Genomic DNA, 24,161 nt, shown 5'->3' on the forward strand with positions numbered 1-24,161 from the left:
AGCATATTTTGACCAACTTTTCATACTCGCCTCGAACCCTGAAGAAACTGTACTAGTGACGTGCAAGCCGCGAGGTGGCACCCGCGGCTTGCCTGTTTTGCCTTAACCGGCGATCCACACTTCGACACGGCGGTTGATCGCTCGGCCACGCGGGCTGTCATTGCAGGCCACGGGTTCCAGCTCGCCATAGCCAGCCGCCTTCAGGGTGATCCCGTCCAGTTCGCCACCTGTTGCAACTTCGATCAGGTGATCCAGCGCAGCCTGGGCCCGTTCCTGCGAGATCAGCAGGTTCGAGTCGAAGGGGCCTTTGTTGTCAGTGAACCCGACAATCACGACTTCGCTAGGCTTGGTTTCGGCCAGATAGCGCACCATGCGCTTCAGGTCGCGTTCGGCTTTGTTGTCGAACCGCTTCGAGCCCGGCGCGAAACGGAAGGTCGTCGAGAGCCGCTCATGAGTGTTCATGTTTTTCAGCAGGTCTTCGACAAGCTCCGCCTCATACTCGTTCTCACCCTCTTCCAGTTCGGCAACGAGGCGTTCTGCGGCGCGCTCCTGACTGTCTGATGTGATCGACAGGTCGATATAACCAGCTTTGGCAACAAGACCGTCCAGGCTGCCGTCATCCAGGAAATCAACCAGTTCGCGCGCATAGCCGTCGATATCCGAACGGTTATAAGCCACAACGCGTTCCTGCAGATAGTATTCCTCGGTCTTCAGGTTGAAGAGGCTGGGGTCCTGAACGATACCGCAAGTTGTGCGCAGCGGAACAGCACGCGCATCGCGCTTAGCGGCATAGTTGACGATACCGAAGCCAGCTACATCCTCCATGATCGCGGTCGTCAACTCAGTGCGATCGTGGACAATGCTCGACTCGTTCGTCAGCGTCTTGTCGGACTTCTTGAATAGAAGCTTTTCGATATGATGATACGCTTCGGTATCCGGGTCGAACGAGTAGACATGGATGGGTGCATCCGAACCGCCAACCTCGGACCAGTTCGTGATATCACCCGACATGATGTCACGAGCCTGCTTGACGCTCAGATCGGGGATCTGGTTCAGCGGGTTCACGATCATCGCAAAACCGTCCACCGCGATAACACGCTCCTGATCAAAGTCGCGCAAGTTGCCGCCGCTGCCTTCCGAAACGATGGAACGATCCGCTTTGCGCGCAGAGGTTTCGGTGAAGATGATCGAAGCATCTTTCTTCGCAAGACGCTCGAACAGGCGCGCGCCATTGGCCGTATGAATACCGAACGTTGCGACATCCTCACCTTCCAGATCGGTCAGCAACAGGGCAAAGTCATGCTCCTCGCCGTATTTATGGTCGCCCACGTCTACGGTTTCAGTATCTACCGGCTCTCCGTTTTCGTCATAAAGCTGCGCCTCAGCCTCCAAAGCTGCTGCCGCGTAGCCTTCGGCGATGATCGGAACCAGAACTTCCGCGATTTCATCGGGGGCGGAAATTTCAAGGTCATAGACATAGGTTTGCTCAGTCGGGCACGCTTCACCTTCGCAAGTCACAAGGTCCTGATTGATCACGAACTCGCCGATATCCGTTTCGACCAGATACTTCCCGTCTTTTGACGACAGAAGATTGCCGATCACGTCGATATTGCTGTCCTTCCCAACCAGACGAACCTCTTGTGCAAGTGACGCGGTGGTGACAGCGCCTGAGATGATTGATGCGGCAACACAAAGCCGCGTGAATGGTGAATTTAACATTTTAACTCCTCGAGTTAGCACTCATTTAGTACTTTTCTGACGCATGTTTTTGGGCATCAAAGTTATCGCAATTTGGTTTTGCTACGGGTTCCGTGCAGGTGCTGTAGTTTGGGGCCAAATCACGCGAAACATGGTTAGAGTTCAGGAATCCAGCTTGATGGCCTCTTCATAGAGAAGCGCGGCCTTTTCGGATTCGATTTCAAGCACATCCATCTCGGCGCAGAAGTGGGCCACGTCATCGACGTTTGGCACATCCACGCTATCAAGCTGCTCGACAACTGGCTGCAGTTTCGCCCAATGGGTCTGAACTTCGGTCAATGCCTCAAGTGCCGCGTTGCTTGGCGGTTTGGCCATCGTGATTGAACTGCTTCCACCTTCAATCAGAACATCGACAATCTTGCCGAACTTCTTGGCGTTCTTCTTGAATTTCTTGTGGTGCTCTTCGGTGTCCTGACCTGTTGCTGCCAGTGCGATTTCCTTGCAGATCTTCTGTGTCAGCATTCTCTGTCGTCCTGCAAAGTCCAGTGCCAGCGCCAGTGCCAGATCGATATCCACGTCGCCATAGGCCTCTTCCAGCTTACGCACAACTTCGTGGCAGGTTTTTTCAAGAACCTCATCATTGTCGATAATCAGGTGCAGATGTTCATCATCCACCGATCCCGCCTCGATGATCTCTTCAATCGCCTTGCGGTAAGGCATCCAAAGCTTTTCGACCTCTTTCAGCGCGTTGTTCACCGAGACAAACCGCTCACGGTCAACACCCGAGGATCCTTTACCCTCGCGGAAGCCCAGCAGAATGTCGTCAAACTCATCATGGGCTTCTTGCAGTTCAGCAAGATCCTTTTCGACTTCGGCACCCAGGCTCAGCAGCACAACTGCTTTCGCAACCTTCTCGGTCAGGAAACTCAACTTGTCTGCAGCCAGTATCCGGTGTGCGACTTGCCCGGCGGCCATCGCCAGAGCACGCCCTCCGACAGGCACCATAGCGACAAAGGCCGCCAGCGATGTGCTATTTACAAAAACTCTTCGGTTCATTCTCATATCGATCAACCTTACCCTTACTCACTTTCTACCCACCGATTTGATTAACAACACAAGAAATTGAACTGTAATAAGGTGCGCCCAAGAAGAATTTATGTTGATTTTTAGACTCATCTTATATCAACATAAACTATTGTTTTTTATTATATATTTGCATTTTCCTCCGCCGACCCGGTCCTTAAAAATCAAAAAACGCCCTGCAATTTAGCAAAGCGCTCTTGTTTAAGGAGAGTTTACTTTAGATCTACTCAACCCTCTTTCCAGTCGAAATCATCGTCGCAAAAAGCTGTAAACCGCATGGTGGTATCGCTGATGCGAATACAGTCACCGCTTGCCAACGCGACAGTACTCAGAACCGGCCCAGAATTCAGGCGTACCAGGTTTGCCTTGCCTCCGTGACCCAGATAGCATTTCCGGGATTCTGCGTCATATGCGATGACTGCGTGATTGCTGCGCGAGATACCATTGTCTCCAAAATCCAGCTGGATCGCTTGATCATCATTTCGACCGATCTGCATCAGCCCATCAGTCAGCATCACACTGGTTCCTCTTCCCGGACCTTTTGTGACGACCAACCAGCCGACGGGATATGTTTCCTGCCGGGTCTCGGACTGGACCGGCGGTGCGTTCTTCAGAATGTCCTTGATCGGGTCCGTCTGATCACCGAAGCCCAAAAAGGTGGTCTTAACCCGCCCGTTGCGTTTTGTTGGGGCAGCCGCTACTTCGGCGGCCTCGGCATTTGTGCTGGGTGTTTCGTCAAGATCGGCTGGCTGAACCGTATCAGCCGTCTGAACCGCTGGAACTTCTGCCACGCTGGGTGTGTTCAGGGCTTCAAGCCTCTCCGCAAATGCCTGAGACGCAATTTCATCCGATCCTGCTGCTGGTATCTCGACCTTGTTGGCGACTTCGGGTGCAGCGATCTCTGGCTCAGGCTGTTCAGCTGCCACTTCTGTATCTTCAACAACGATAACGTCACTATCGACCGTTTCTTCCTCGCCCACATTGGGCATATTGGTCCCGTCAAGAATACGGCTAAGCGGGCTTTTGTATTTGAACATCTATATCACCATCTACTTTCACAACTTTAAGCCAATCTTATGATGGCCAAATGCGCGTGGACGGAGGAACAACGCTCGCAACGAGTCAAAATTCAGACGCGGTTGCGAGCATCAAGATCATCCTTGAATCCGGCGCCAACTCAAGGAATCTCTTCATTGTGCCCAAAGTTTGTTTTCTTCCGGCCTTCATTGGGGAATTAGTTCGCCCAATTCGATGCGCTAAATTCGAGCCCGCGACGTCAATCCAACGATTGTTAAATGCATTCTCAAACGACCGGAATAAACCGGAGAACAAGTCACCTGTCTTTTATGAATGCGCCGGGCGACCGGCAAGAAATAGGTTTTATTGGTAATTCCTGAGTTCGAGAATTGGTTCAGACCTGCGTGATCCGCGAAGTTCTAACCGAAGAGAGATGGCGTTAGCGTTTCGAATTTGTCGACAAAACAGCATATTTCGAGCATTATATCTAAATACACTATGCTTTGGTCAGCAGGATCAGGCTGACCGCGCTTGGTACGCTGCACGAACGGGGGAACGTGCAACCAGGCATCTCATTCCCGAATTCTGACCCCGAATTGGGTACTAGATGTCTGAGCTTTGACGCATATTCAGAACCGTCCCGCGGTTTTCAACGACCCGTTTCCCCATGCAGAGTTAAAGATCCTGAGGAAGCTGGCCAAATGACTGAGATGATTTGTACACGCTGCGGAAGGCCATCCCAAGCTGGCGTGAATTTCTGTTCAAGCTGCGGCGCCCGTATCGGAGAAGCCAGCGAAGCACGATCCCAATACATGACCGTTGTGTTCATCGACCTTGTCGGCTCAACCGATGCAACACAGCATTTTGGCAATGAAGCCATGTTCGAGGTGATTCAGAGCTTTCAAAGCCAGTGCCAGCAGGAAATCCAAAATGCGGGCGGCTTTGTTGCGAAGTACATGGGCGATGGCGCCATGGCCTATTTTGGGTACCCAAGGTCGATCAAAAACAGCGCTGCCACTGCAGTTGCTTGCGCAATCAGGATCATCGAAATCGCCTCGGCACTCACAATACAGGGAAAGCTTTTGCAAGCTTGTTGCGGCATCGCAACCGGGTGGAGTGTTGTAAACATCGTGCGCGCCGGCGAGGCGGCTCAGGAAGCACTGGCCATCGGTAACGCGGTGAACCGCGCTGCGCGTCTGCAATCGCTGGCGAGCCCAAGCAGCATCTTCTTTTCATCCGAAGTCAGGCGGTCCATCGATATGGCGGCGCTTAACCTCAGAGACGTTGGTGAGACAACGCTCAAAGGCTTTCGCAATCCCATCGATGTCTGGGCGATTGACGTTCCGCACCTGACAGGTGATCAGCCCCCCTTGGTGACAGGCGATGCCTTGAATGTCCAACCAGGTTTTCAGGATCAACATGCGCTTTGGGACGGGCAAGTCGAATTGAACCCGGTCGGACAGCCGATGCTTGGTCGCTCCGACCTGATAAATCAGATCAGCACTAGTTACGCGGATGCTGTATCGGGCCGATTTACATTTGCAGATGTTATGGCCCCCGGAGGCTACGGCAAAACAATGCTGGCCGAGCAATTCCTGGCGTCAGTTCCGGATGCAAACGTCATACGCGTCATGGGATCCCTTCACCGCAGCGAGCAGAGCTATGCCTGTTTCAACGCCGCAATACGTACGTTGATCGCTCAAGAACAGAAAGGAACGGACCCCGCTGCTTCCCTCGAGGAATGGGCTCCGGAAGGTATGCTAGACGGTCTTCAGCGCCTCTTGAATATGTCGCAAATACCTGTCGCGCCAATCGTCCGCCAAGGCCGGATCACAGAAGCGTTGCAAGCAATACTCGAACGCGAGCTTGCCAAGGGACCGCTCATACTGTTCATCGACGATGCCCAATGGCTTGATGAGGATTCTGTTGCGTTCCTTACCCTACTTTCGCAGGTTTTTCGCAACCAACCGCTGTTTTTGTTGGCGACACACAGGCTGGAAGGGCGAAATCTGCAGGTAGAAGCAGACCTGCGCATCGATCTGACCCCACTTGCAGATCACTCTGCGGGCAGGCTGATTGGATTTCTAGACCCGGATGCCCGGCTCAACCAATCAACACGCGACAAGATAATCGAACGGGCGAATGGCATACCGCTTTATGTGTACCATTACACGATGACCCTACTGGAACAGCCGCAAGCGAGTATCGAGGCGACCATACCGCAAAACCTGATTGAAGCCCTTCAACAACGGCTAGATGTCGATGAGGATGAAAGGCAGCTGGTCGAGGTTGTCGCCGTCCTGCAGGACTATGCAACAACGGACGTAGCTGCTGCCATGATGAACAAACCAATGCACGAGGTCCAAAAGACCACGGACACGCTTGTCTATCGCAGTTTGCTTCGGCAAAGGGGTGCCAACGAGCTTGCCTTCGATCATGCGCTGCTGCGCGATGCGGTGGTCACATCCATGTTGAACACGCGCGCCCGCAAGCTGCATGGGGACGCGCTGCAGGCCTATCGGGCGATTGCACCTGAAACTCTCAAGACCAATCCGATCATCGAAGCAAAGCACTTGATGGGGTGCGAAGACTATGCGCAGGCCATCCCGAAACTGGCCGAGGCCGCTCAGGTCGCAACCATGCGCGGTGAGATCGCAGAAAGCGTGCGTGTTGCTAAAATTGCCAAGGGGCTACTACAGAAAATCGAAGATCAGGATCTGCGCAATCGCCTGGAAATGTCGACTGAATTTGTACTTGGTAACGCGCTGGTTCAGCAGGAGGGGTTTGGCTCCGCTCGTGCGGCCGCAGCCTATGGCAATGCACTGTCACTGTGCGAAACGATCGCCGGGGGTGGTGAGCTTGAATTCCAGATCGCATGGGGTATCTGGACCCATGCTTTCACACTGTCAGATGTGTCGGGCACCGTGCGAATGGTTGAGCGCATGGAACACATTGCCAAAGTCGAGCCCAAGCTAGGCGTTGTTTCAAACTGCGCACGATCGGTTACGTGTTTCAGCCTTGGTGAATTCGCCGCGCAGGAAGCAGCCTATCAGCGCACCGCCGAACTGTATGATTTTGACCAACATAAGCTGCATGTAATGACCTATTCGATGGACTGTCTGGAACTGGTCCATCTATTCCGGGCGCACGGGCGCTTTATCGCGGGTGATGCGGATGGCTGGGAGCAGGCGTTGGCTTCGGCCCGCGCGCATGGGGAACGGTTGGATGTTGCACCACTTGTCCCATATATTCGCGTTTTCAGCACAGCAGCGCGCTGTTACGCGCCAAGTGGCATACCGATCCGCGAAGAACTGGAACAGGCCAAAGCACTGGCTGAAACATTTGGACAACCCTTTTGGATTGTCGGCGCAAATCTTTGGATGGCTGCCGCGCGTTATCACAACGAAAACCCCGCAGCAGCGCTGGCTGACTTGGAAGCCGCAATCGCGGGTGCAGAGGCTCTGGGCATTCGATTTTTGACCAGATACCATGAAGCTCTGTTGGCGCATGCCTATGCTTGCGTGGGGCGACATGAAGACGCCGAGGGACTGTGGGCAAGGATTGACACGCCCGAAAACGCCCGGGGCAACACGATGATCTGGCCCGAAACTCTCCGGCTGCGCGCAGAATCTCGCTATCTGGCAAAAGCACCTGCAGATGTACTGGTTAGAGATCTGGATCACGCAGAACAAATGGCCCGAGATATCGGAGCACGTGCCTGGCTGGCCCATATTCTAGACAGCCGCAGACGCCTGAAACTGTCTTCATCGGATGAGATTCCGCTAGCGATTCAAGAGATTATGCCAAGCGGCGCGGAACGCCATCCATCATTCAAACTACTTCTAGAGTAGTTTAGGTCTGCACATTCGACGGGAGGCAAACCTCAACTCCGGTCAGTCCGCGCGTCAGGCTTCTACCAGTATCAGATCGCTTGCTTTTTCACCGATCATGATCGCTGGTGCATTGGTGTTGCCACTGACGATTTCCGGCATGATCGAACAATCCGCGACGCGCAGGTTCGATACTCCATGGACCTTCAGTTTTGCATCGACAACTGATGTCTCGGCCTGTCCCATCGCGCAGGTACCTGTCGGGTGATAGATTGATGCGGTGTTCGATCTGGCCCAATCCAATGTACCCTCATAGTCGTCAAGGCTCAGCTCAGCCGATGGTCGAAACTCTTCAGAGATCTTCGAGGCAAGTGGATTTTGTTTGGCAATCCGCCGGGCGATGTTCACCGCATCAACCATAGTGCGGCAATCGGTTTCTGTGGACAGGTAATTCGGTATGATTTTGACATGCGTGGATGGATCAGGGCCGTCTAACCTAAGCTCTCCGCGGCTTTCCGGGCGCAACTGGCAAACAGACATTGTGAAGGCTGAAAACGGGTGCACGCCCTCCCCCGGGCTATCGGCGGACCAGGGTTGAACATGGAATTGAATATCTGGCGTTTCGACATCTGGGCGAGTCTTTATGAAACCTGTGGCCAAGCTAGCCGCCATGGTCATCGGTCCTGCGCGGAATAGGGCGTATTTCAATGCAATACGCGCTTGATTGAATAGGCTGCGCACCTCGTCATTCAACGTGGGCTCATTGCATTTGAAGACCAGCCGAGCCTGAAGATGATCCTGAAGACCTTTGCCAACACCCGGCAGCGCGTGCAGCGGTTCAACGCCATTTTCCTTGAGGTGATCCGGGTCTCCGATCCCTGACAACATCAAAATCTGGGGCGAGTTGATCGCCCCACCCGACAGGATAATCTCGCGCCGCACTTTCAGAGTGTGCTCCACACCCGATCTATCCCGGTATACCAGCCCGGTGGCCTTTTTGCCGTCCAGGATCACCCGCGACACCAAAGCTTTAGTGATGATGTTCAGGTTCTGACGATCGCGTATTGGTTTCAGATAGGCGACGGCGGCACTACAACGGCGACCATTTCGCGTCGTTAGTTGGAAATACCCAACGCCCTCCTGTTCGGCACCGTTGTAATCGGGATTAAAGGGATAGCCTTCGGCCTGCGCGGCGGCGACCCATGCGTCACAGATAGGGCGCTGAATGCGCATGTTCGACACAGACAAGGGCCCGCCAACACCGTGGAATTCGTCCACGCCCCGTTCCTGATCTTCGCTGCGTTTGAACAAGGGCAACACATCGTCCCAGCCCCAGCCTTCATTGCCCATCTGACGCCAGCGGTCATAATCTTCTTTCTGTCCGCGCACATAAAGCAACCCGTTAAGCGAAGATGAGCCACCCAAGACCTTGCCGCGCGGCCAGTCGATGGATCGACCATTCAGGCCGGGGTCGGGCTCCGTCCGGTAGCACCAGTCGACCGACGGGTTATGCATCGTTTTAAAGTAACCGACGGGAATGTGAATCCAGGGGTTCGTATCGCGCCCGCCGGCCTCTAGCAGGGCCACTGTGTTCTTGGGATCAGCGCTGAGCCGATTGGCAATAACGCAGCCCGCAGACCCCGCGCCAACAACCGCATAATCCACTTCCATGACTGCCTCCTCCCAAAGTCGCTGAAAAAAACTCTATGCAAGATGCAAGAATTATACTAGCATTTTTTGATACAAATAGTCTCATTATTTGCGATCAGGGAGGTAAGCAATGGAGATTGGTCAAAAACTAAGTGGTATTTCGCGGCGGGATTTCTTCCGCGTGGCCGGACGCTACGGCATGAGCTCGACGCTACTGGCGGCTGGCGGGTTCGGTGGCGCGATGAGTCTGGCGAATTTGGCGCAGGCCGCTGAGTCTACTTATGAGAAGCGCTTTTCCAAAGAACCAAAGCACACGCTGAAGTTTGGCGCCTCTGGCTTCAACACCCGAAACCTTCTGATCGAACGCGCCGGAGCTATCGAGTTCGCGCGCGATCTTGAAGAACGCACCGATGGTGAGATTCGGATCGAGTTCATCGGCGATAACCAGATCTGTGGTCAGCTGAGCTGTGTCGAGAAAACCCAGCAGGGCATTGTCGATATCTATGCGGCATCAACCCAAAACTCGGCTGGCGGCGCGCCCTATCTGAACGTTCTGGACTATGCCTACATGTTCCCCAGCCGCGCGGCGCAGTATCACTTCTTCTACAGCCCAGCGAGCCAACGCATCCTACGCGATCCGCTTGAGAAACGGCATGGGTTAAAATTCCTGTTCACCCATTGCGAGTTGCGTGGTTTGCAAATGGGTTCGACCTTTGCCGACAAGCCAACCGTGACCAAGCTGGAAGAACTGTTTGGCACCAAAAACCGTGTAACAGGTACACAGCTGGGTCGGATTGCCATGCAATTGCTAAACCTGAACCCTGTTCCTGTCGCTTGGGAAGAAACCCTGGACGCGTTGAAGACCGGCTTGATCGACGGGGCCGAGACGTGGGCCTCGGCCGTGGCCTACGCCAACATGGCGCCGGTGGTTTCGCAGTCGGTGAACCTGAAGTTCTTCTGCGGCACCGAACATACCTCTATGTCGGCCAAGGTGTTCGACAGCCTGGGCGGCGATTTGCAAGACGCAGTGATGGAGTCTTCCTACTTCACTCAGGCGTTGATTCAAGGTGCGAATGAGGCCGCGTTGTTGAACACAGTTGGCTTCTCGGAGCCCCAGCTTCCCAACACGATCTTTGCCGAGAACGGTGTCCGCCCGGCCTTCCTGCCGGACGATCAGATCAAACTGGCCGAAGAAATGTGCGCTCCGAACTATAACCCAGAACCTTGGGCGCAGTGGCGTGAACGCCTGAACAAATGGGCTGGCGGCATCGATACGTATCAGGAAATCTACGATATCGCGCGTGAAATTCCGGCCGACACCCTGCCGGAAAATGTCGAGCCGCGCCGTTGGTGGATGGGCCAAGCCTAATCTAAGCTCTTCAAGAACCGGCCCCTTCGGGCCGGTTCCAAAAAACACCGACTGGGAGGACGGGGCTCATGTCATTTTGGGCAGACATAGGCGCTATCTTTAGCGCTCTTCTCACCTTTGATTCATTCGAGATACAATCTGCACTGGAATCCGACGCGACATGGGTTTTGGGCGCAATCGTCGCGGCCCTGGGTGGGCTACTCATCATGTGGGTCTACCGGAAAGTGCCCTTTGTCGAACGCCATTTTGAACGGTCCGTGATGGTCTATTCCTATCTGGCGATTGCCTTCATCATCTTCTGGGGCGTGATTGACCGGTTTGTATTCAATGATCAAGAACCTTGGTCAACGACCATTCCGCCCTTGCTGTTCATGGTGATGGCATGGTTCGGCGCCTCCTACAATGTCCGCCTGCGCACTCATCTGAGCTTTAGCGAATTCCGCACCTCCATGCCCCGCGGCGGTCAACTGGCCTGTCTGATACTCGATGCAGTCCTTTGGTTCATCTTTGCAGTCATCGTCATCGTGACCACCACGCGGTTGGTGGCGCTGTCAGCTTCGAACTTCCAGATTGTCCTGGGGACCGACAATATCATGCAGTGGTGGTTCCTTCTGGCCGCGCCGCTGTCGTTCTTTTTGATGGTTGGACGAGTGTTTCAAAACCTCGCCGACGATCTACATAACTGGAAAACAGGCGAGCCGTTGATCAAACAGGCCGTGATCGGAGCAGACTGATGACAGATGGAACCATGGTCACACTGATCTCGCTTGGGGTCACCTTTCTGTTCATGCTGGGCGTACCGGTTCTTCTGGTCATCGGCTACTGGGTCATCGGCTGTTCCTTTGTCCTTGGCCTGACGCTGGACAACATGGGTGCAGAGCTTCTGAATGTTTTCAACAAAGGTTTTGCCCTTTTAGCGATGCCACTCTTCATTCTAACCGGCGATCTGATCAACAAGTCCGGTATCGCGCGACGGCTTAGCGATTTCGCCTATTCCTGTCTGGGCTGGATACGGGGCGGGCTTGCGATGGCTTCGCTGGGCGCGTGCGGGCTGTTTGCAGCAATCTCGGGGTCGAACTCGGCGACAACAGCCACCATCGGCTCAATGCTGCACCCCGAGATGGTCAAGGGCGGCTATGATGAACGATTCAGCGCCGCAACCGCTGCGGCGGGCGGGACTGTTGGGATCATCATCCCGCCGTCCATTATCTTTATCGTCTACGGGTTCCTGATGAACCTGCCGATTTCCGAGCTATTCGTGGCGGGCATCCTGCCCGGCGCGCTGATGGTCATCGGGATGCAATTTGCCTGCTGGATCATCTGTCGTATGAACGGCTGGGGCCACCTGATCCCGCTACAGTTGAACCGTGTGCTAAAAACGGCGTTCGGGGCATGGCTGGGCTTTTTCGCTATCGGACTGGTGCTGTGGGGCATCTACACTGGTAAATTCTCCCCCACAGAGGCGGCCGGCGTGACGGTTGGTTTCTGCGTCATCGCAGGTCTGGTCAGCTATCCGATCAACCGCATCATGGGCGCGCGGAACGACATCCCGCCAACCGAGAAGACCTTTGCCGAGATGTTCGTGGTCGAGGGCTTCACGATCCCCGAAATCCCCTCAATCGTCATTCGCTCGGCCCAGATCACAGGTATCCTTGCACCGCTGATCGCCGTTTCGGTTGTGATGCAGCAGATCCTGTCCCTGTTGGGTGCTCAGCAAACAATCGGTGATTTTGTGACCTCCATGGGCGGCTATTATGCGGTTCTGTTCACCTCGATGGTGATCGTTTTCTTCTCAGGTATGGTGCTGGAGAGCCTGCCGGTAACAATTATTTTGGCCCCGATCCTGGCCCCAATCGCAGCCTCGGTTGGCATTGATCCGATCCACTTCTCGGTGATCTTCCTGGTCGGCGCGTCCATCGGCTTCATTACGCCGCCTTACGGGCTGAACCTGTATGTCGCCTCAGGCGTGACCGGCGTGCCCTATTTCCGTCTGCTCAGATACACCGTACCTTATCTAGTGTCTTTGCTGTCGGTATGGATTTTGGTTTCGCTTGTGCCCGATCTGGCCTTGATCCTGCTGCCAAATAACTAGACTGTTGCGGGATGGCCCTGACGGAAACACAAGAAAAAGAAACTCAGATCCCGACCAACTTGCGCCTTCTCCTCATACTAGAGGAGGTGGCGCGGCGCGGGGTTGCCGTAAAACCATCTGATCTTATCGACGCATTGGGACTGGCAAAGCCAACGGTCCACCGCTTGTTGCAAACCGCCGAGGCCGAAGGGTTCCTGCAGCGTGACCTGGATGGTCGCTCATACGGCCCCGGCCACCGGCTAAGGTTGCTTTCGGTCAATACGATGTCGTCCGAACACTTGCGCACGGCGCGTCTGGCGATCTTGCGCAGCGTAGCCGAACAAGTCGGCGAGACCTGCAACCTCGCCACCCCGGACCGTGAAGGCATGATCTATCTGGACCGGGTCGAAACCAAATGGCCTTTGCGCATTCAATTGCCCGTCGGGACACAAGTGCCCTTTCATTGCACCGCCAGTGGCAAGATGTACCTGTCCACATTGCGTCAAAAAACGCTGGATGGCTTTCTTTCGGCTGGCAATCTGCAACCGCAGACCGAACGCTCTTTGACTGACCCCAACGCGTTACGCACGGAAATTCAACGTATCGCCGACAACAGATACTCGACCGATGATGAAGAGTTCATGACCGGGATGACCGCACTTGCAGTGCCGGTTCAGGATGGGCAGGACAGGTTAGTCGCAACACTTTCCGTTCATGCGCCAACCCAGCGTCATGATGTCGATAGCCTCATGTCTTTTTTGCAGATTTTGCAAAAAGGGGCAGCTGATCTCTCGGCACTTTTGGCGGAATGATCAGTTCCGCATACACCCATTGCAGCGCCGGTTTGTTCTCTGAATTCTAGGCGAGAACCAAACTGTTTTTTGATCGGGCAATGCAACCAAAAATGGCAGGCAACACTTTGCCCGCCATTTTCGATTTCAGAAGAGATGAAGTATTCGGTTAGTCGAATTTGACCAACCCACACCGCCCTATTGCAGCGTTTTGAGATAGGCGATCAGATCCTCGATCTGTTCCGGTTTTTTCAGCCCCGGAAACGACATCTTGGTACCCGGCAGGTATTTCTTGGGTGCTGCAAGAAAACCGGTCAGGTGTTCGTCATCCCAGGCATACCCGGCTTCTGCCATGGCAGAGGAGTATTTAAACCCTTCGACCGAACCGGCCTCGCGACCCCAGACGCCCTGCATCGTGGGGCCGACTTTCTTCTTACTCTCGTCCACCGAATGGCACGCCGCGCATTTCTTGAACACCTTCTCGCCAGCGGCGGGATCGCCTTCGGCGACAGCGGTCTGAACGCTTCCCAATACCAATGTGATAGCCAAAACAATATCTCTCATGAGATCAACCTTTCCTTTCGTGAGCGGTTTGTAACTGTTTCAAGATTCCGACGACCGGGCGCCGTTATTAAGTTTGCGGCTAATCGAGGTCATGGCCTGGCCCCCTGCCCAGATAAGACACCCGATCTTCAGGATTTCCGCCGCAACATAGACCAGGTGCAAATGGCTTTCTCCGACCGGGTGACCGGCAATGATCGACAGCGTTCTTGCATCCAGCGATGGCATGATCCAAAGCCGCTGAAACGCAAAAACGGCGATGCCTGCCAGCAACGGAAACCCAGGCCTGCATCTGCTCCACACCAGAAGCCCGACAAGCGCCAACACGCACAACGCTTCAAACAGTCCGATCCAGTGGAACTGGATACGACCCACATCCAAAGCCACCGGCATGGTCAGAGACGGTGCCTGAAACTTTGCCGGGGCGGCGATCATATTGCCGGAAATCGCTGCGCCCACCCAAATGAATGTGAGGGCTGCCAGTGGAAGTTCTGCAATTGCAGACGGGGCACGCAGGTGTTTGTTCTCGGCGGTGGAGGCAGTCTTTTCCATGTGTATCATCCTCGGGAAACCAGCTTCTCGTCCGCGTTAATGGTATCGACGGTCCCAAGCACGGGCTTGGACGCTGCGCGCCAATAGCCGTAGCCCATGATCCCCGCGCCAGCGAACGCATTCCCAAGCGTGACGAAGGTCAAGTTATGGGCTGCACCCACAAACGAGATGCTATCGGGGTGATTTGAAAAAAGGGCCAACGCAAACACGGTCATATTGGCCACGCTGTGCTCAAAGCCTGCTGCGATGAATCCGTAGAGGCACCAGAAAATGATGATACATTTCGTGACATCATCTTTTGCGCGCGCCGAGCACCACAGGGCCAGACACACCAGCCAGTTGCACAGGATAGCTTTGGCAAAAAGCTCCAGGCCTGTGCCGTGCATCTTCTTTGCGGCAACCTTGTAAAACAGCGCGTCTTCACCTGCCCCCAGGACAAGCCCGCCTCCGCCTGCAACAAACAACAGGGCCAGCAAGATTGCCCCAGTCAGGTTCCCCGCCCAACTGGCAATCCAGCAACGCAGCAGATCTGACAGGCTGCTGGCTCGCGTCAGAAGACCGTGAGTCATGTACATGGTGTGCCCGGTGAAAAGCTCAGCGCCTGCAAACACCACAAGCGTCAGCGCGATGCCGAAACTGGCCCCCATGACAATCGGGCGGATCGAGGCATCAACCCCCTGCCCTACTGAAAAGATAAGCAGGATACCTGCGCCGACGAAGGCTCCGGCCTTCAGCGCGAGGATCAAAAAGGCGATCGGGTCCGATTGCAGGCTGGCGCTTTTCTTTTGTGCCAGTTCCGCAAAGCCCCGAACAGTGTCCGCATAGGTCATCGTGTTTACGCTCCACAAATTGCGCAATCGGCCGGGGTCGGCCTTTGGTCATGCGCATGTCCAAACAAGATCGGGAGGGCCCAGAGGCAGGCCAGGCCTGCCGCGAGGTACAGGAAGGCAAGGCCCAGATCCTGCTGTGCCGAAACCAGATAAGAGTTACAGATTCTGATCGGTGCGTGGGTGTACAAGAAGCCAAGCACACCCAGCATCGACAGCGCGTTGGCCTTAAGAAACCCACGCAGAACCGGGCCCAGATGAGGCCAGGACAGTCGCAACGGAACACCCAGAAACAAAGGAAGGCTCAGGTATTTCGCGACCTCGCCACTGGGCGTCAGCGCCCAGTCAACACTGCGCGGCAACATCCAGAAGAGAAAGACCGTCAGCGCCACAAGCAGCAAGGGGATCGCGTGATCGCGGCGGGCGCGAACGTCCCACACAAGCAGCACACCCGCCAGAACCAGTAACGGCATCTGCACCAGAACATGCTGGATCGGACTTTCGACAACAGTGGCGCGCAGCGCCACCGCCTCGGCTGTGGCAAGGACCGCCAAACAGATCATCCTCATGATTCACGCTCCGTCAGATGGTTCAGCACCGCATCGACGGCATCGGTGTCGAACACGGCAGAGAACTGCCCATCTGGATCAATCACATGGATAGCCGTGTTGTGCTGATACCCGCCCCATTCATCAGGAATGACCGTGACATCAAACAGATCAAGCAAACCGGGCAGGTCCGTTGAACTGGGGCGCGCCACAGTCCACATATCCCCGTCCGCATCATGGGCTTCGCCATAAACGGTCATCTGTTCTGGCGTGTCACGTTCGGGGTCAAAGCTGACCGAGATCATCCGAACCGGAACATTCCGCAGCTCCAGCTGATCACGAATATCGGCGAAATCCGCCGCTGCGATCTGGCAGATATCCCCACACACAGTGTAGATGAATTCCACCAGAACTACTTCGTTTGAAGTCGGCAGCAGGGGCACCCGCTGCCCTGACATGTCCTCTAGCTGGACCACCGGGACCGGACGTGGTGCGCGCACCACATCCAGCCTGCGGGCGGCCTCGCTGGTGAAGGCCTGCGCGCCATCGGTCGCTTGCCACAGCACCGCGACGCCCATGCAGGCGATTGCCACCGAAGGGAGGACACGAAGCAACATCACCCGTTGCTCCGCCCAAGGCGCGCGACATAGCGCAGGACGAAGATCAGCGTGCCCAGCACAACCAGCGCGCTGAAGACAGTGCCAATCCGGTCATGGGTCAGCCATTCGTCATAATGCACTGCCCAGCGACGCGGGATCGACGCCGCACCCGAGAACAGGAACACAATCACGAACCCGGCAGCCCCGGCAAGGTAAGTCACAAAAGCCGCGCGATCCAATCCACCCATCTCGGCAATGGTTTTGCCGCGCACCAGCCATGCCATGAAACCAAAGGCCATCGCGACCTCACCCAATAGCAGGTAGGTATGGAAATGACCGGGAACCCACATGGTGTTGTGCATTACCTTGTTCACGCTGATCATTCCGTCAATCGACGCCGGGATTGACCCTACCGACCATCCCGCCACAGACAGAACCAGCAGCGATGACGTCAGGTCCCAGGTCATCTTTGACCCGCGCACATAGAGGAAGGTCGAAAAGGCCGTGACCGCGATCAGGGGGATGCCGCTGAAGTAGGATACCAGTTGTCCGACCACCAACATCCAGGGCGGCATAACGACGTCCTGCAACAGGTGGTGCCAATAAACCGCCATCACAAAGATCAGAACAGCGTTCCAGGCGATCGCAAACAGGCGATTCGATTTCCAGGGCTTGCCGGTGTACTCGGGCAGGATTTCATAAACCGCAGTCACCGCCATATAGATCGAGGCGTTGATGAAGACGTGACCGAAGAAGTAGATCAGGTTCTTCGCCAGCAACGCGTCGACCTCAAAACCCGGAACCAGCAGATGCACCAGGCTGGCCACAAGAACGGCCGCACCCAGAATGATGCCGATCGAGTTGAAAATGGTCACAGCAGCAGCCGCGACAATGGTGGGCGGTGGAGGGGCGTCATCGGCACGTCCCAGGATCAGGTTCCAACCAAGCGCCCGTGCAAGGCTGCCATAGCGGGCATGGATCTGCCGCCCGAGTTCAAGATAGTACAGCAGGAAACCGACGCCGATGGCGGTGTAGCCCAGCATGAAAGCTGCGGCAGCTCCGGCCTCCCAGGCGCCGCCCGACAAGGCCGGCAGAGGGAAAAGGAACGTCCATGCGCCGCCAAATCCACCGATAAAGATCGAACCGAGGATCAGGACAACACCCGACAGGAAGAGACCTAGAAAGGCCCAGAAAATCGCGGCAGACAGCGCGACATGGCGACCACAGAAATACCACATGATCGCGGCACCCGACAGCGCGGCAGTCCCGACCATACCTGCGCCATGGGCGGTGAGGATCTGGTAGAAAAGCGCCGGATCAAGCTCGATCCACTGGCTTTGCGCGGCGCGCATGATCAAACCAAAGATCATCATAAGCGCGAAAACCGCACCTGATAGGATCATGGTCAGCTTGACCGCTCCGGCCTGAGGTTCTGCTGCGGTGTGTGCCGCCGCTATTGGTTCAGATGCAGTGTTCATTTATTCCTCCGCCGCTACTACTTCGAATTCATTGACCATGTCGTGATGGGCCACCCCACAGAACTCCATGCACAGCAGCTGATAGGTGCCGGGTTCGGTGAAGGTGTAGGTGACCTTGGTGGTGTAGCCGGGGATCGCCTGCACCTGTGTCAGCAATGTCAGGTCGCTGTCATAGATGCCCATGCCATGGGTGACATCCTCGGTCGTGACATTGAAATTGACCGGTGTGCCCAAGGGGATTTCCGTGGTGTCGATATCCCACCACCACTGGCCACCGCTGACATGCACGTCCATCGCATCACTCGTGGAGGCCAATGCATGCGGCCATGGCCGCAACGACCCGACCGAGACGATCACGCCCACGATCGTCATCGCCCAAATCAATGCCGTGCGTTTGGTATTCGCCTTTGGTCCGGGCGCATCGCCTTGCGCGGCGCGCGCCGCCAGCCAGAAGATGACCGACAGCACCGCCATCAGGATCAATGAGATCAATAATACAACTGGCTGCATGAGCCTTCTCCTTTATTGGGTATTAGTAATGCGTATTATAGTCGATTCTTGCCGACGTCAATAAATAGGTATTTTCAAATCCTATTTTTTGTGAGAAAAAGACGTATGCAGATAACCAAATTCTCAGATTACGCCCTGCGCATCCTGATCCACCTCGCCACGCACGAAGAGGGGTTAATGTCGACGCGCGAGATTGCGGCCATGCAGAACCTGCCGTTCAACCATCTGGCCAAAATCTCGCAGTGGCTTGCCCATGAAAACTATGTGGAATCCGTGCGCGGCCGGAATGGGGGGATGCGGTTGGCCCTTCCGCCCGAAGCGATTTCCATCGGTCAGCTATTACGCAAGTCCGAGCGTGGGACGCCCCTAGTCGAATGCATGAAAGAAGGTGGGAGCTGTTGTGTGATGACTCCGGCCTGCGGCTTGCTGCCTATTCTCAATGAAGCGCAAGAGGCCTTTTTTGCGGCGATAGACGGCAAAACGCTGCAAGATGTTTTGGAAGGCAATCGGGGGATGAGAAATCTGATCCGCTCTTTAGAGGCGAGCCGCCTCTCTGCCTGAGGCCGTTACACGCGAGCCAATGGTTCGCGCTCCGGCCCACTCATCACTTGGCGGCGCCGGGAACTGATCCTTCAATTTCCTGGCCATCCCAGGCATCGAAGGCCACGGACAGATGCCAGGCCTTGAAGCCAATGTACCCGGCCAGAAGGGCCAGTATCATCAGATACATGGCCCTTCTGAATCTTGGGTTTTCCTCAGCTTGGCGCATCTTCTGCGTTCCACAGCAGATACAGGGTCAGCATTCTGATCTGTGCATCGGTCAGTCGACCCTGCCACGCAGGCATCACACCCTGACGGCCATAGTAGATGCTTTTGTAGATATCCTCGCGGTCGCCACCGTAGATCCAGGCCTGATCTCCCAGATCGGGTGCCCCAATCTCGTACCCGCCGCGACCGTCATCGCCATGGCAAGACGCGCAGTTTTCCTCAAAGACAATCTGGCCGGCTTCGGCTGCGGTCGCGTCGTGCGGCTGCCCGGACAGTAACAAGACGAACTCGGTCACCTCCGACACCTGAGGTTTCTCAAGCAGACCATCAGCCCCAAAGGCCAGCATTTGAGCGAGGCGCGTATCGTCATGCTGCCCATTGATCCCGTAGCGGATGGTTGCTTCGATCTCTTCCGGTGTACCCGACCACAGCCAATGACCGTCTACAAGGTTGGGAAACCCTATTTGACCCTTCAGATCATTGCGGTGGCACGCCGCGCAATTGTCGGCGTAAAGCTTGGAAATCGACGCGCTATACCGTGCCTCAAGCGTTGGATCAGCCGCCAGTTCTTCGATGTTTTCCGCTTCAAAGGGCGCGAAACTCGCCTGACGCTCTCCATCCGCCTGTTTAAGCTCCGCAGCGACCTCGGATCGCGAAGAGTAGCCCAGCAACCCTTTGGCATAGTCGCGCGCGCCCGGAAAGGAAGGGTAGAACACCCAATACAACGCTGCGATAAAAATACTGATCCACAGCGCCCATCGCGCCGCCCGTGGGACCGGTGTATCCAGCTCTTTGATACCATCCCATTCGTGTCCCGTCAGATCGGTGCCCGAGACAGGATCTTTTTCCTCTAGCGCCATGGCTGGTCCTCCTGCCCGTCCAACGGGGATTGCGCAGCATCATCATAGACTTTCCGGCGCGACGGCCAGTAAGTCCAAAGAACGGCGGCCAGGAATACAACCAGCAAATAAATAGCGCCCCAGGTTTTCGAGAACACCAGAACCGCGTCATGTGTCATCGGTTGATCTCCTCTAGGTCCAAGCTGTCCAGATCGGCCAGGGTCCCCAGCACCTGTAGATAGGCGACCAGCGCGTCCATCTCGGTCAGCCTGTCCGGCTGGCCATCAAAGTCGCGGACCTGAACATTTTCGCCATAGCTTTCCTGCAGCTCGCCTTCGAAATACTGTTCCGCATCTGCCTGTCGGGCGGCATCCGTTGCGGCATCCTTTATCTGAGTATCCGTATACGGCACGCTAGCGCGGCTGAGGGCCTTTAACGACGCTGGCAAATGCCCGGTTTCCAGGCGCGTATCGGACAAGAACGCATAGCCGGGCATGATCGAACCTTCGACCAGCTCCCTTGGGGCCTCAAGATGTGCCACATGCCAGTCATCCGAGTATTTGCCCCCGATCCTGGCCAGATCGGGCCCCGTGCGTTTCGATCCCCATTGGAACGGGTGATCATACATGCTTTCTGCCGCCAGACTATAGTGCCCATAGCGTTCGATATCGGACCGCAATGTCCGGATCATCTGACTGTGGCAGGCGTAGCAGCCTTCGCGCACATAGATGTCGCGCCCCGCCAGTTCCAGAGGCGTGTAGGGCCGCATCCCATCGACATCTTCCACCGTGTTTTCAATTGTGAACAGGGGCGCGATTTCAACGATACCACCGATCGAGGCGACCAGCAGTATCGCCATGGCAAAGCCCAGCGAGTGGCGTTCAAGTTTCTGGTGTTGTGTGCTCATCGGCCTTTACTCCGCCGGTTGGATCAGCGGTCCGGTTTGCTGAGTTTCGGTCTGGCGCGGTCCGCTGACAGTCATGTAGATATTGTAAGCTCCGATACAGGCGCCGATCAGATACAGCAGCCCCCCGATGGCGCGGGCAACATAATAGGGGTGCATGGCGATCACACTGTCGAGGAAGGAATACAGGAACGCCCCGTCCGCATCATAGGTCTGCCACATCAGCGATTGCGTGATACCGCTGTTCCACATCGCGCCGACATAGATCAGCGTGCCGGACAGAGCGAGCCAGAAGTGCCAAGCCTCCAGCCGTTCGGAGTACACGCCCTCGCGCTTCCATATCCAGGGCACCAGTTTGTACATCGCGCCAAAGGTGATGAACGCAACCCATCCCAGCGCGCCGGCGTGCACATGGCCAACGGTCCAATCCGTATAGTGGCTCAGCGAGTTCACCGGGCGGATCGCCATGAACGAACCTTCGAACGTCGCCAACCCATAGAACAGGATGGCAACCATCATGAAGCGCACGGCTGGGTCGGTGCGCACCTTGTCCCATGCGCCGTTGATGGTGAGGATTCCGTTGAACACCGAGGCCCAGCTGGGCACCAGCAGAATGATCGACATGCTCATCCCAAGATACTGCACCCAATCAGGCAAAGCGGTGTAATGCAGGTGGTGTGACCCGGCCCAGAGGTATAGGAAGGTGATCCCCCAGAACCCGACAATCGACATACGGTAGGAATAGATCGGGCGGTTCACGGCCTTGGGCAGGAAGTAATACAGCATCCCAAGGAACCCGGCCGTCAACAAGAAGCCCACCGCGTTGTGGCCATACCACCATTGCGTCATCGCATCTTGTGTGCCCGAGAACAACGAGTAGCTTTTGGGATAGGCAATAGACACCGGCACCGACAGATTGTTCACCACATGCAGCATCGCGATCACCACGATGAAGGCCAGATAGTACCAGTTGGCCACGTAGATATGCGGCTCGGACCGGCGCGAAAGGGTTTTCAGGTAAAGGCCCAGATAACCGACCCAGACGATCAGCAGCACCAGATCCATATACCATTCCGGTTCTGCATACTCCTTGGATTGCGTGATACCCATTGGATATCCCGAAGCCGCCAGGACCATGAACAGGTTGTAACCCCAGAACACCATCCAGGGTAGCGTTTCACTGGCCAGTCTTGCCCGCGACGTGCGCTGCACGACATAGAATGACGTGGCAATCAGAGCGTTACCGCCAAACCCAAAGATCACGGCGGATGTATGAACTGGGCGCAAACGGCCAAAATTCGACCAGAACATATCGCCATTCAACGCGGGAAACGCCAGCTGCCAGGCCAGAATATCACCGACGGTGAACCCTATGATGGCCCAGATCAGCGCTGCGATCACACCAAAGCGAATGACTTTGTCATTGTACTCCAGCGGGATGTCTTTCGAGGCTTCGCTCAGCCGATTGATCATCCACATCAGGCCCCAGCCGGCCGCGATGGCAATCAACCATCCGTGCAGCACGTAGGCGATGGGAATGCCCCAGCCCAGTATCGCCACACCACCAACAAAGACCACGGCAAGGGCGCACAGGACGGCTGCGTCTTCAAAAGAACCTTCACGCTGCATCGGACATCTCCTGACGGTGGAACCGCACCTCGAACGTGACTTCACCAATAGGGTTCACTGAATGAATTTCCTGTGGACCCAACACCGCGGTATCCCCCCCATCCAAGAACAGACCATCCTTGTCATCACGGCACAGCAACAGCTGTCCTTGTTGTACCGCGATCTGACCCCAGACACCTGCTTTGGTGCTGTGATCCTGGCGCAGGTTTTTCGGAAGGTTCTCATGTGTAAATCGCGAGGTCGCATAGTGCACCACGCCTTCTGGCAGCGCATCGGTCATTTATGCATCTCCATGAAAAAGCTCGGCATAAGCATGCCAGGTCGCGTATCCAAGTAATGGGAACACGACAATCAGACCCAACAGGCCGGTCAGCACCCCAAGCAAAGTGAGAAGAGTGATGATGGCTCCCCAGCACAGACAAAGCTGGAAATTGTGAGTGGTGGCGTTGAAGCTGAGGCCCATTGCCGAGAATCCATCAATTTTACGGTCCACCAGCATGGGCAGTGAAAACGCCGATACCGCAAATCCGAGGGCCGCAAAAAGCCCTCCGACCAAAGAGCCCGCAATCAGAAGCGCCCATCCTGATGGTGTGCTCACCATCAGCCACAGAGTATCCGCAAAGCTGGAAAATGGGCGAAGCCCGTAGACGATGGCGAACATCACAGTCGCTGCGCGAATCCAAGTCAGGGCAAAGACCATCAGGATCGCACCGATCAGCGCAATCTGACCCGTGGCCGCTTTGCGGCCCGCTTTGCCACTGGCGACGGAATAAAGACCGATTGTAGCCAAGGGACCAACCAGAACACCGCCAGCCAGCAAAGGCAGCAGAACCCAACCGAGATCATTGACCATCAGAATGGCAATGCAAACCCAGCCCAGCACAACAAGCGCACCGCCATAAAGCAGCGAATAGCCCAGATTGCGTTTCAGGTCGCCCCACCCTGCGCCCAGCCAGCGTTTGACAACCTGGAGAGGTGGATCAGACAGGACCCGTGCCTTTGCATAAACCAAGTCCGTCATGACAGCACCGGCGGGGTATCAACTGGTTGGCGAAAACTCTCAATCCCGAATGACAATCCACGGCCTATCCTATTGGCCAGAGCCGAGAACGCTTCGGCTGCGTTTGGTTCAAGAACATGTGTGGCGGTGTCTTCGAACAGCGCAAGCCACATTGGAAAGTGTTCTGGCAAGATGTCTGAATTCGCTAGATGAACCTGCATCGGGTTTCCCGTATAACCATTTTCCCGCAGGATAGCGCCTCGCCAGAAAGATGCGATCTTTTCTTCATGTTCAGGCCAATCTTCAATCGCTTCGTTGAACACGGGCCCTAATACAGGGTGTACTCTGATCCGCGCGTAGAATTGGGACACAAGTGCCCCAATTTCGCTGGCGCTGATCTCAAACATTTTTGGTTTGGGTGCTTGGGCAGGTATCAT

At 55.6% G+C, this 24,161-nt stretch carries 25 protein-coding genes; 6 read left to right on the forward strand and 19 right to left on the reverse strand.

Annotated features, from left to right (window positions below):
• Positions 1–102: 102 nt before the first annotated feature.
• The 3 genes from AC2FFE_RS05915 to AC2FFE_RS05925 all read right to left on the reverse strand — a co-directional run bounded on the left by AC2FFE_RS05915 (position 103) and on the right by AC2FFE_RS05925 (position 3,818).
• Positions 103–1,719, reverse strand: a complete 1,617-nt coding sequence (locus AC2FFE_RS05915) for a phosphate ABC transporter substrate-binding/OmpA family protein (protein WP_496817876.1) — start codon at positions 1,717–1,719, stop codon at positions 103–105.
• 141 nt (positions 1,720–1,860) lie between these two features.
• Entirely contained in the window at positions 1,861–2,754 is an 894-nt protein-coding gene (locus AC2FFE_RS05920; RefSeq protein ID WP_496846136.1) for a type IV pili methyl-accepting chemotaxis transducer N-terminal domain-containing protein, read from the reverse strand.
• A 254-nt stretch (positions 2,755–3,008) separates the two neighbouring features.
• Positions 3,009–3,818: an FHA domain-containing protein gene (locus AC2FFE_RS05925; RefSeq protein WP_496846137.1), complete on the reverse strand. Its 810-nt coding sequence runs from the start codon at positions 3,816–3,818 to the stop codon at positions 3,009–3,011.
• A gap of 792 nt (positions 3,819–4,610) precedes the next feature.
• On the opposite strand from AC2FFE_RS05925, the gene AC2FFE_RS05930 reads away from it, so the two are divergent.
• Positions 4,611–7,649, forward strand: coding sequence for an AAA family ATPase (locus AC2FFE_RS05930; protein WP_496846138.1), 3,039 nt, complete (start codon positions 4,611–4,613; stop codon positions 7,647–7,649).
• Positions 7,650–7,703: 54 nt separating this feature from the next.
• Here the strand turns inward: AC2FFE_RS05930 and AC2FFE_RS05935 are convergent, their stop codons facing one another.
• Positions 7,704–9,299, reverse strand: coding sequence for a GMC family oxidoreductase (locus AC2FFE_RS05935; RefSeq protein ID WP_496846139.1), 1,596 nt, complete (start codon positions 9,297–9,299; stop codon positions 7,704–7,706).
• Between the two features lie 109 nt (positions 9,300–9,408).
• On the opposite strand from AC2FFE_RS05935, the gene AC2FFE_RS05940 reads away from it, so the two are divergent.
• The 4 genes from AC2FFE_RS05940 to AC2FFE_RS05955 all read left to right on the forward strand — a co-directional run bounded on the left by AC2FFE_RS05940 (position 9,409) and on the right by AC2FFE_RS05955 (position 13,530).
• The gene (locus AC2FFE_RS05940) at positions 9,409–10,647 is read left to right on the forward strand and encodes a TRAP transporter substrate-binding protein (RefSeq protein WP_496817871.1); all 1,239 of its coding nucleotides are present in this window, start codon (positions 9,409–9,411) and stop codon (positions 10,645–10,647) included.
• 68 nt (positions 10,648–10,715) lie between these two features.
• Positions 10,716–11,381, forward strand: a complete 666-nt coding sequence (locus AC2FFE_RS05945) for a TRAP transporter small permease (RefSeq protein ID WP_480499234.1) — start codon at positions 10,716–10,718, stop codon at positions 11,379–11,381.
• Positions 11,381–12,739 (forward strand): TRAP transporter large permease, encoded by a 1,359-nt coding sequence (locus AC2FFE_RS05950; RefSeq protein ID WP_496817870.1) that lies wholly within the window; start codon positions 11,381–11,383, stop codon positions 12,737–12,739. The genes AC2FFE_RS05945 and AC2FFE_RS05950 overlap by 1 nt, the downstream gene beginning before the upstream one ends.
• Before the next feature lie 11 nt (positions 12,740–12,750).
• Positions 12,751–13,530: an IclR family transcriptional regulator gene (locus tag AC2FFE_RS05955; RefSeq protein WP_496817869.1), complete on the forward strand. Its 780-nt coding sequence runs from the start codon at positions 12,751–12,753 to the stop codon at positions 13,528–13,530.
• Between the two features lie 177 nt (positions 13,531–13,707).
• Here AC2FFE_RS05955 and AC2FFE_RS05960 read toward each other — a convergent pair whose 3' ends face one another.
• Genes AC2FFE_RS05960 through AC2FFE_RS05990 form a run of 7 tightly spaced genes read right to left on the reverse strand, consistent with a single transcriptional unit; the run spans position 13,708 to position 18,584 of the window.
• Positions 13,708–14,073: a c-type cytochrome gene (locus AC2FFE_RS05960; protein WP_496817868.1), complete on the reverse strand. Its 366-nt coding sequence runs from the start codon at positions 14,071–14,073 to the stop codon at positions 13,708–13,710.
• Between the two features lie 39 nt (positions 14,074–14,112).
• Entirely contained in the window at positions 14,113–14,622 is a 510-nt protein-coding gene (locus AC2FFE_RS05965) for a hypothetical protein (RefSeq protein WP_496846140.1), read from the reverse strand.
• Positions 14,623–14,627: 5 nt separating this feature from the next.
• Positions 14,628–15,452 carry a formate/nitrite transporter family protein gene (locus tag AC2FFE_RS05970; RefSeq protein WP_496846141.1) on the reverse strand — a complete coding sequence of 275 codons (825 nt, stop codon included), beginning with the start codon at positions 15,450–15,452 and terminating at the stop codon, positions 14,628–14,630.
• A 5-nt stretch (positions 15,453–15,457) separates the two neighbouring features.
• The gene (locus tag AC2FFE_RS05975) at positions 15,458–16,018 is read right to left on the reverse strand and encodes a hypothetical protein (protein WP_496846142.1); all 561 of its coding nucleotides are present in this window, start codon (positions 16,016–16,018) and stop codon (positions 15,458–15,460) included.
• The gene (locus AC2FFE_RS05980) at positions 16,015–16,614 is read right to left on the reverse strand and encodes an SCO family protein (RefSeq protein WP_496846143.1); all 600 of its coding nucleotides are present in this window, start codon (positions 16,612–16,614) and stop codon (positions 16,015–16,017) included. Before AC2FFE_RS05980 ends, AC2FFE_RS05975 begins: the two co-directional genes overlap by 4 nt.
• Positions 16,614–18,074, reverse strand: coding sequence for a cbb3-type cytochrome c oxidase subunit I (locus AC2FFE_RS05985; protein WP_496817863.1), 1,461 nt, complete (start codon positions 18,072–18,074; stop codon positions 16,614–16,616). The genes AC2FFE_RS05980 and AC2FFE_RS05985 overlap by 1 nt, the downstream gene beginning before the upstream one ends.
• On the reverse strand, positions 18,075–18,584 hold the full coding sequence (locus AC2FFE_RS05990) for a cupredoxin domain-containing protein (protein ID WP_496817862.1): 510 nt from the start codon (positions 18,582–18,584) through the stop codon (positions 18,075–18,077). It abuts the gene before it with no gap.
• Positions 18,585–18,689: 105 nt separating this feature from the next.
• Here AC2FFE_RS05990 and AC2FFE_RS05995 point away from each other — a divergent pair, with 105 nt between their 5' ends.
• Complete coding sequence (locus tag AC2FFE_RS05995) at positions 18,690–19,145, forward strand: RrF2 family transcriptional regulator (RefSeq protein WP_496817861.1); 456 nt, start codon at positions 18,690–18,692, stop codon at positions 19,143–19,145.
• Positions 19,146–19,188: 43 nt separating this feature from the next.
• Here the strand turns inward: AC2FFE_RS05995 and AC2FFE_RS06000 are convergent, their stop codons facing one another.
• Genes AC2FFE_RS06000 through AC2FFE_RS06035 form a run of 8 tightly spaced genes read right to left on the reverse strand, consistent with a single transcriptional unit; the run spans position 19,189 to position 24,161 of the window.
• Positions 19,189–19,314, reverse strand: coding sequence for a hypothetical protein (locus tag AC2FFE_RS06000; RefSeq protein WP_496817860.1), 126 nt, complete (start codon positions 19,312–19,314; stop codon positions 19,189–19,191).
• Positions 19,315–19,339: 25 nt separating this feature from the next.
• Positions 19,340–20,212 carry a cytochrome-c oxidase, cbb3-type subunit III gene (gene ccoP, locus AC2FFE_RS06005; protein WP_496817859.1) on the reverse strand — a complete coding sequence of 291 codons (873 nt, stop codon included), beginning with the start codon at positions 20,210–20,212 and terminating at the stop codon, positions 19,340–19,342.
• Positions 20,203–20,370: a cbb3-type cytochrome c oxidase subunit 3 gene (locus AC2FFE_RS06010; RefSeq protein ID WP_496817858.1), complete on the reverse strand. Its 168-nt coding sequence runs from the start codon at positions 20,368–20,370 to the stop codon at positions 20,203–20,205. The genes ccoP and AC2FFE_RS06010 overlap by 10 nt, the downstream gene beginning before the upstream one ends.
• Positions 20,367–21,098: a cytochrome-c oxidase, cbb3-type subunit II gene (gene ccoO, locus AC2FFE_RS06015; protein ID WP_496817857.1), complete on the reverse strand. Its 732-nt coding sequence runs from the start codon at positions 21,096–21,098 to the stop codon at positions 20,367–20,369. Before ccoO ends, AC2FFE_RS06010 begins: the two co-directional genes overlap by 4 nt.
• A 6-nt stretch (positions 21,099–21,104) precedes the next feature.
• A complete protein-coding gene (gene ccoN, locus AC2FFE_RS06020; RefSeq protein WP_496817856.1) occupies positions 21,105–22,724 on the reverse strand; it encodes a cytochrome-c oxidase, cbb3-type subunit I in 1,620 nt (539 codons plus the stop codon).
• A complete protein-coding gene (locus AC2FFE_RS06025) occupies positions 22,714–23,004 on the reverse strand; it encodes a TehB-like domain-containing protein (protein ID WP_496817855.1) in 291 nt (96 codons plus the stop codon). The genes ccoN and AC2FFE_RS06025 overlap by 11 nt, the downstream gene beginning before the upstream one ends.
• Positions 23,005–23,745: a DUF2189 domain-containing protein gene (locus tag AC2FFE_RS06030; protein ID WP_496817854.1), complete on the reverse strand. Its 741-nt coding sequence runs from the start codon at positions 23,743–23,745 to the stop codon at positions 23,005–23,007.
• A complete protein-coding gene (locus tag AC2FFE_RS06035; protein WP_496846144.1) occupies positions 23,742–24,161 on the reverse strand; it encodes a group III truncated hemoglobin in 420 nt (139 codons plus the stop codon). The genes AC2FFE_RS06030 and AC2FFE_RS06035 overlap by 4 nt, the downstream gene beginning before the upstream one ends.

The organism is Ruegeria sp. YTSA168 (genome assembly GCF_059610045.1).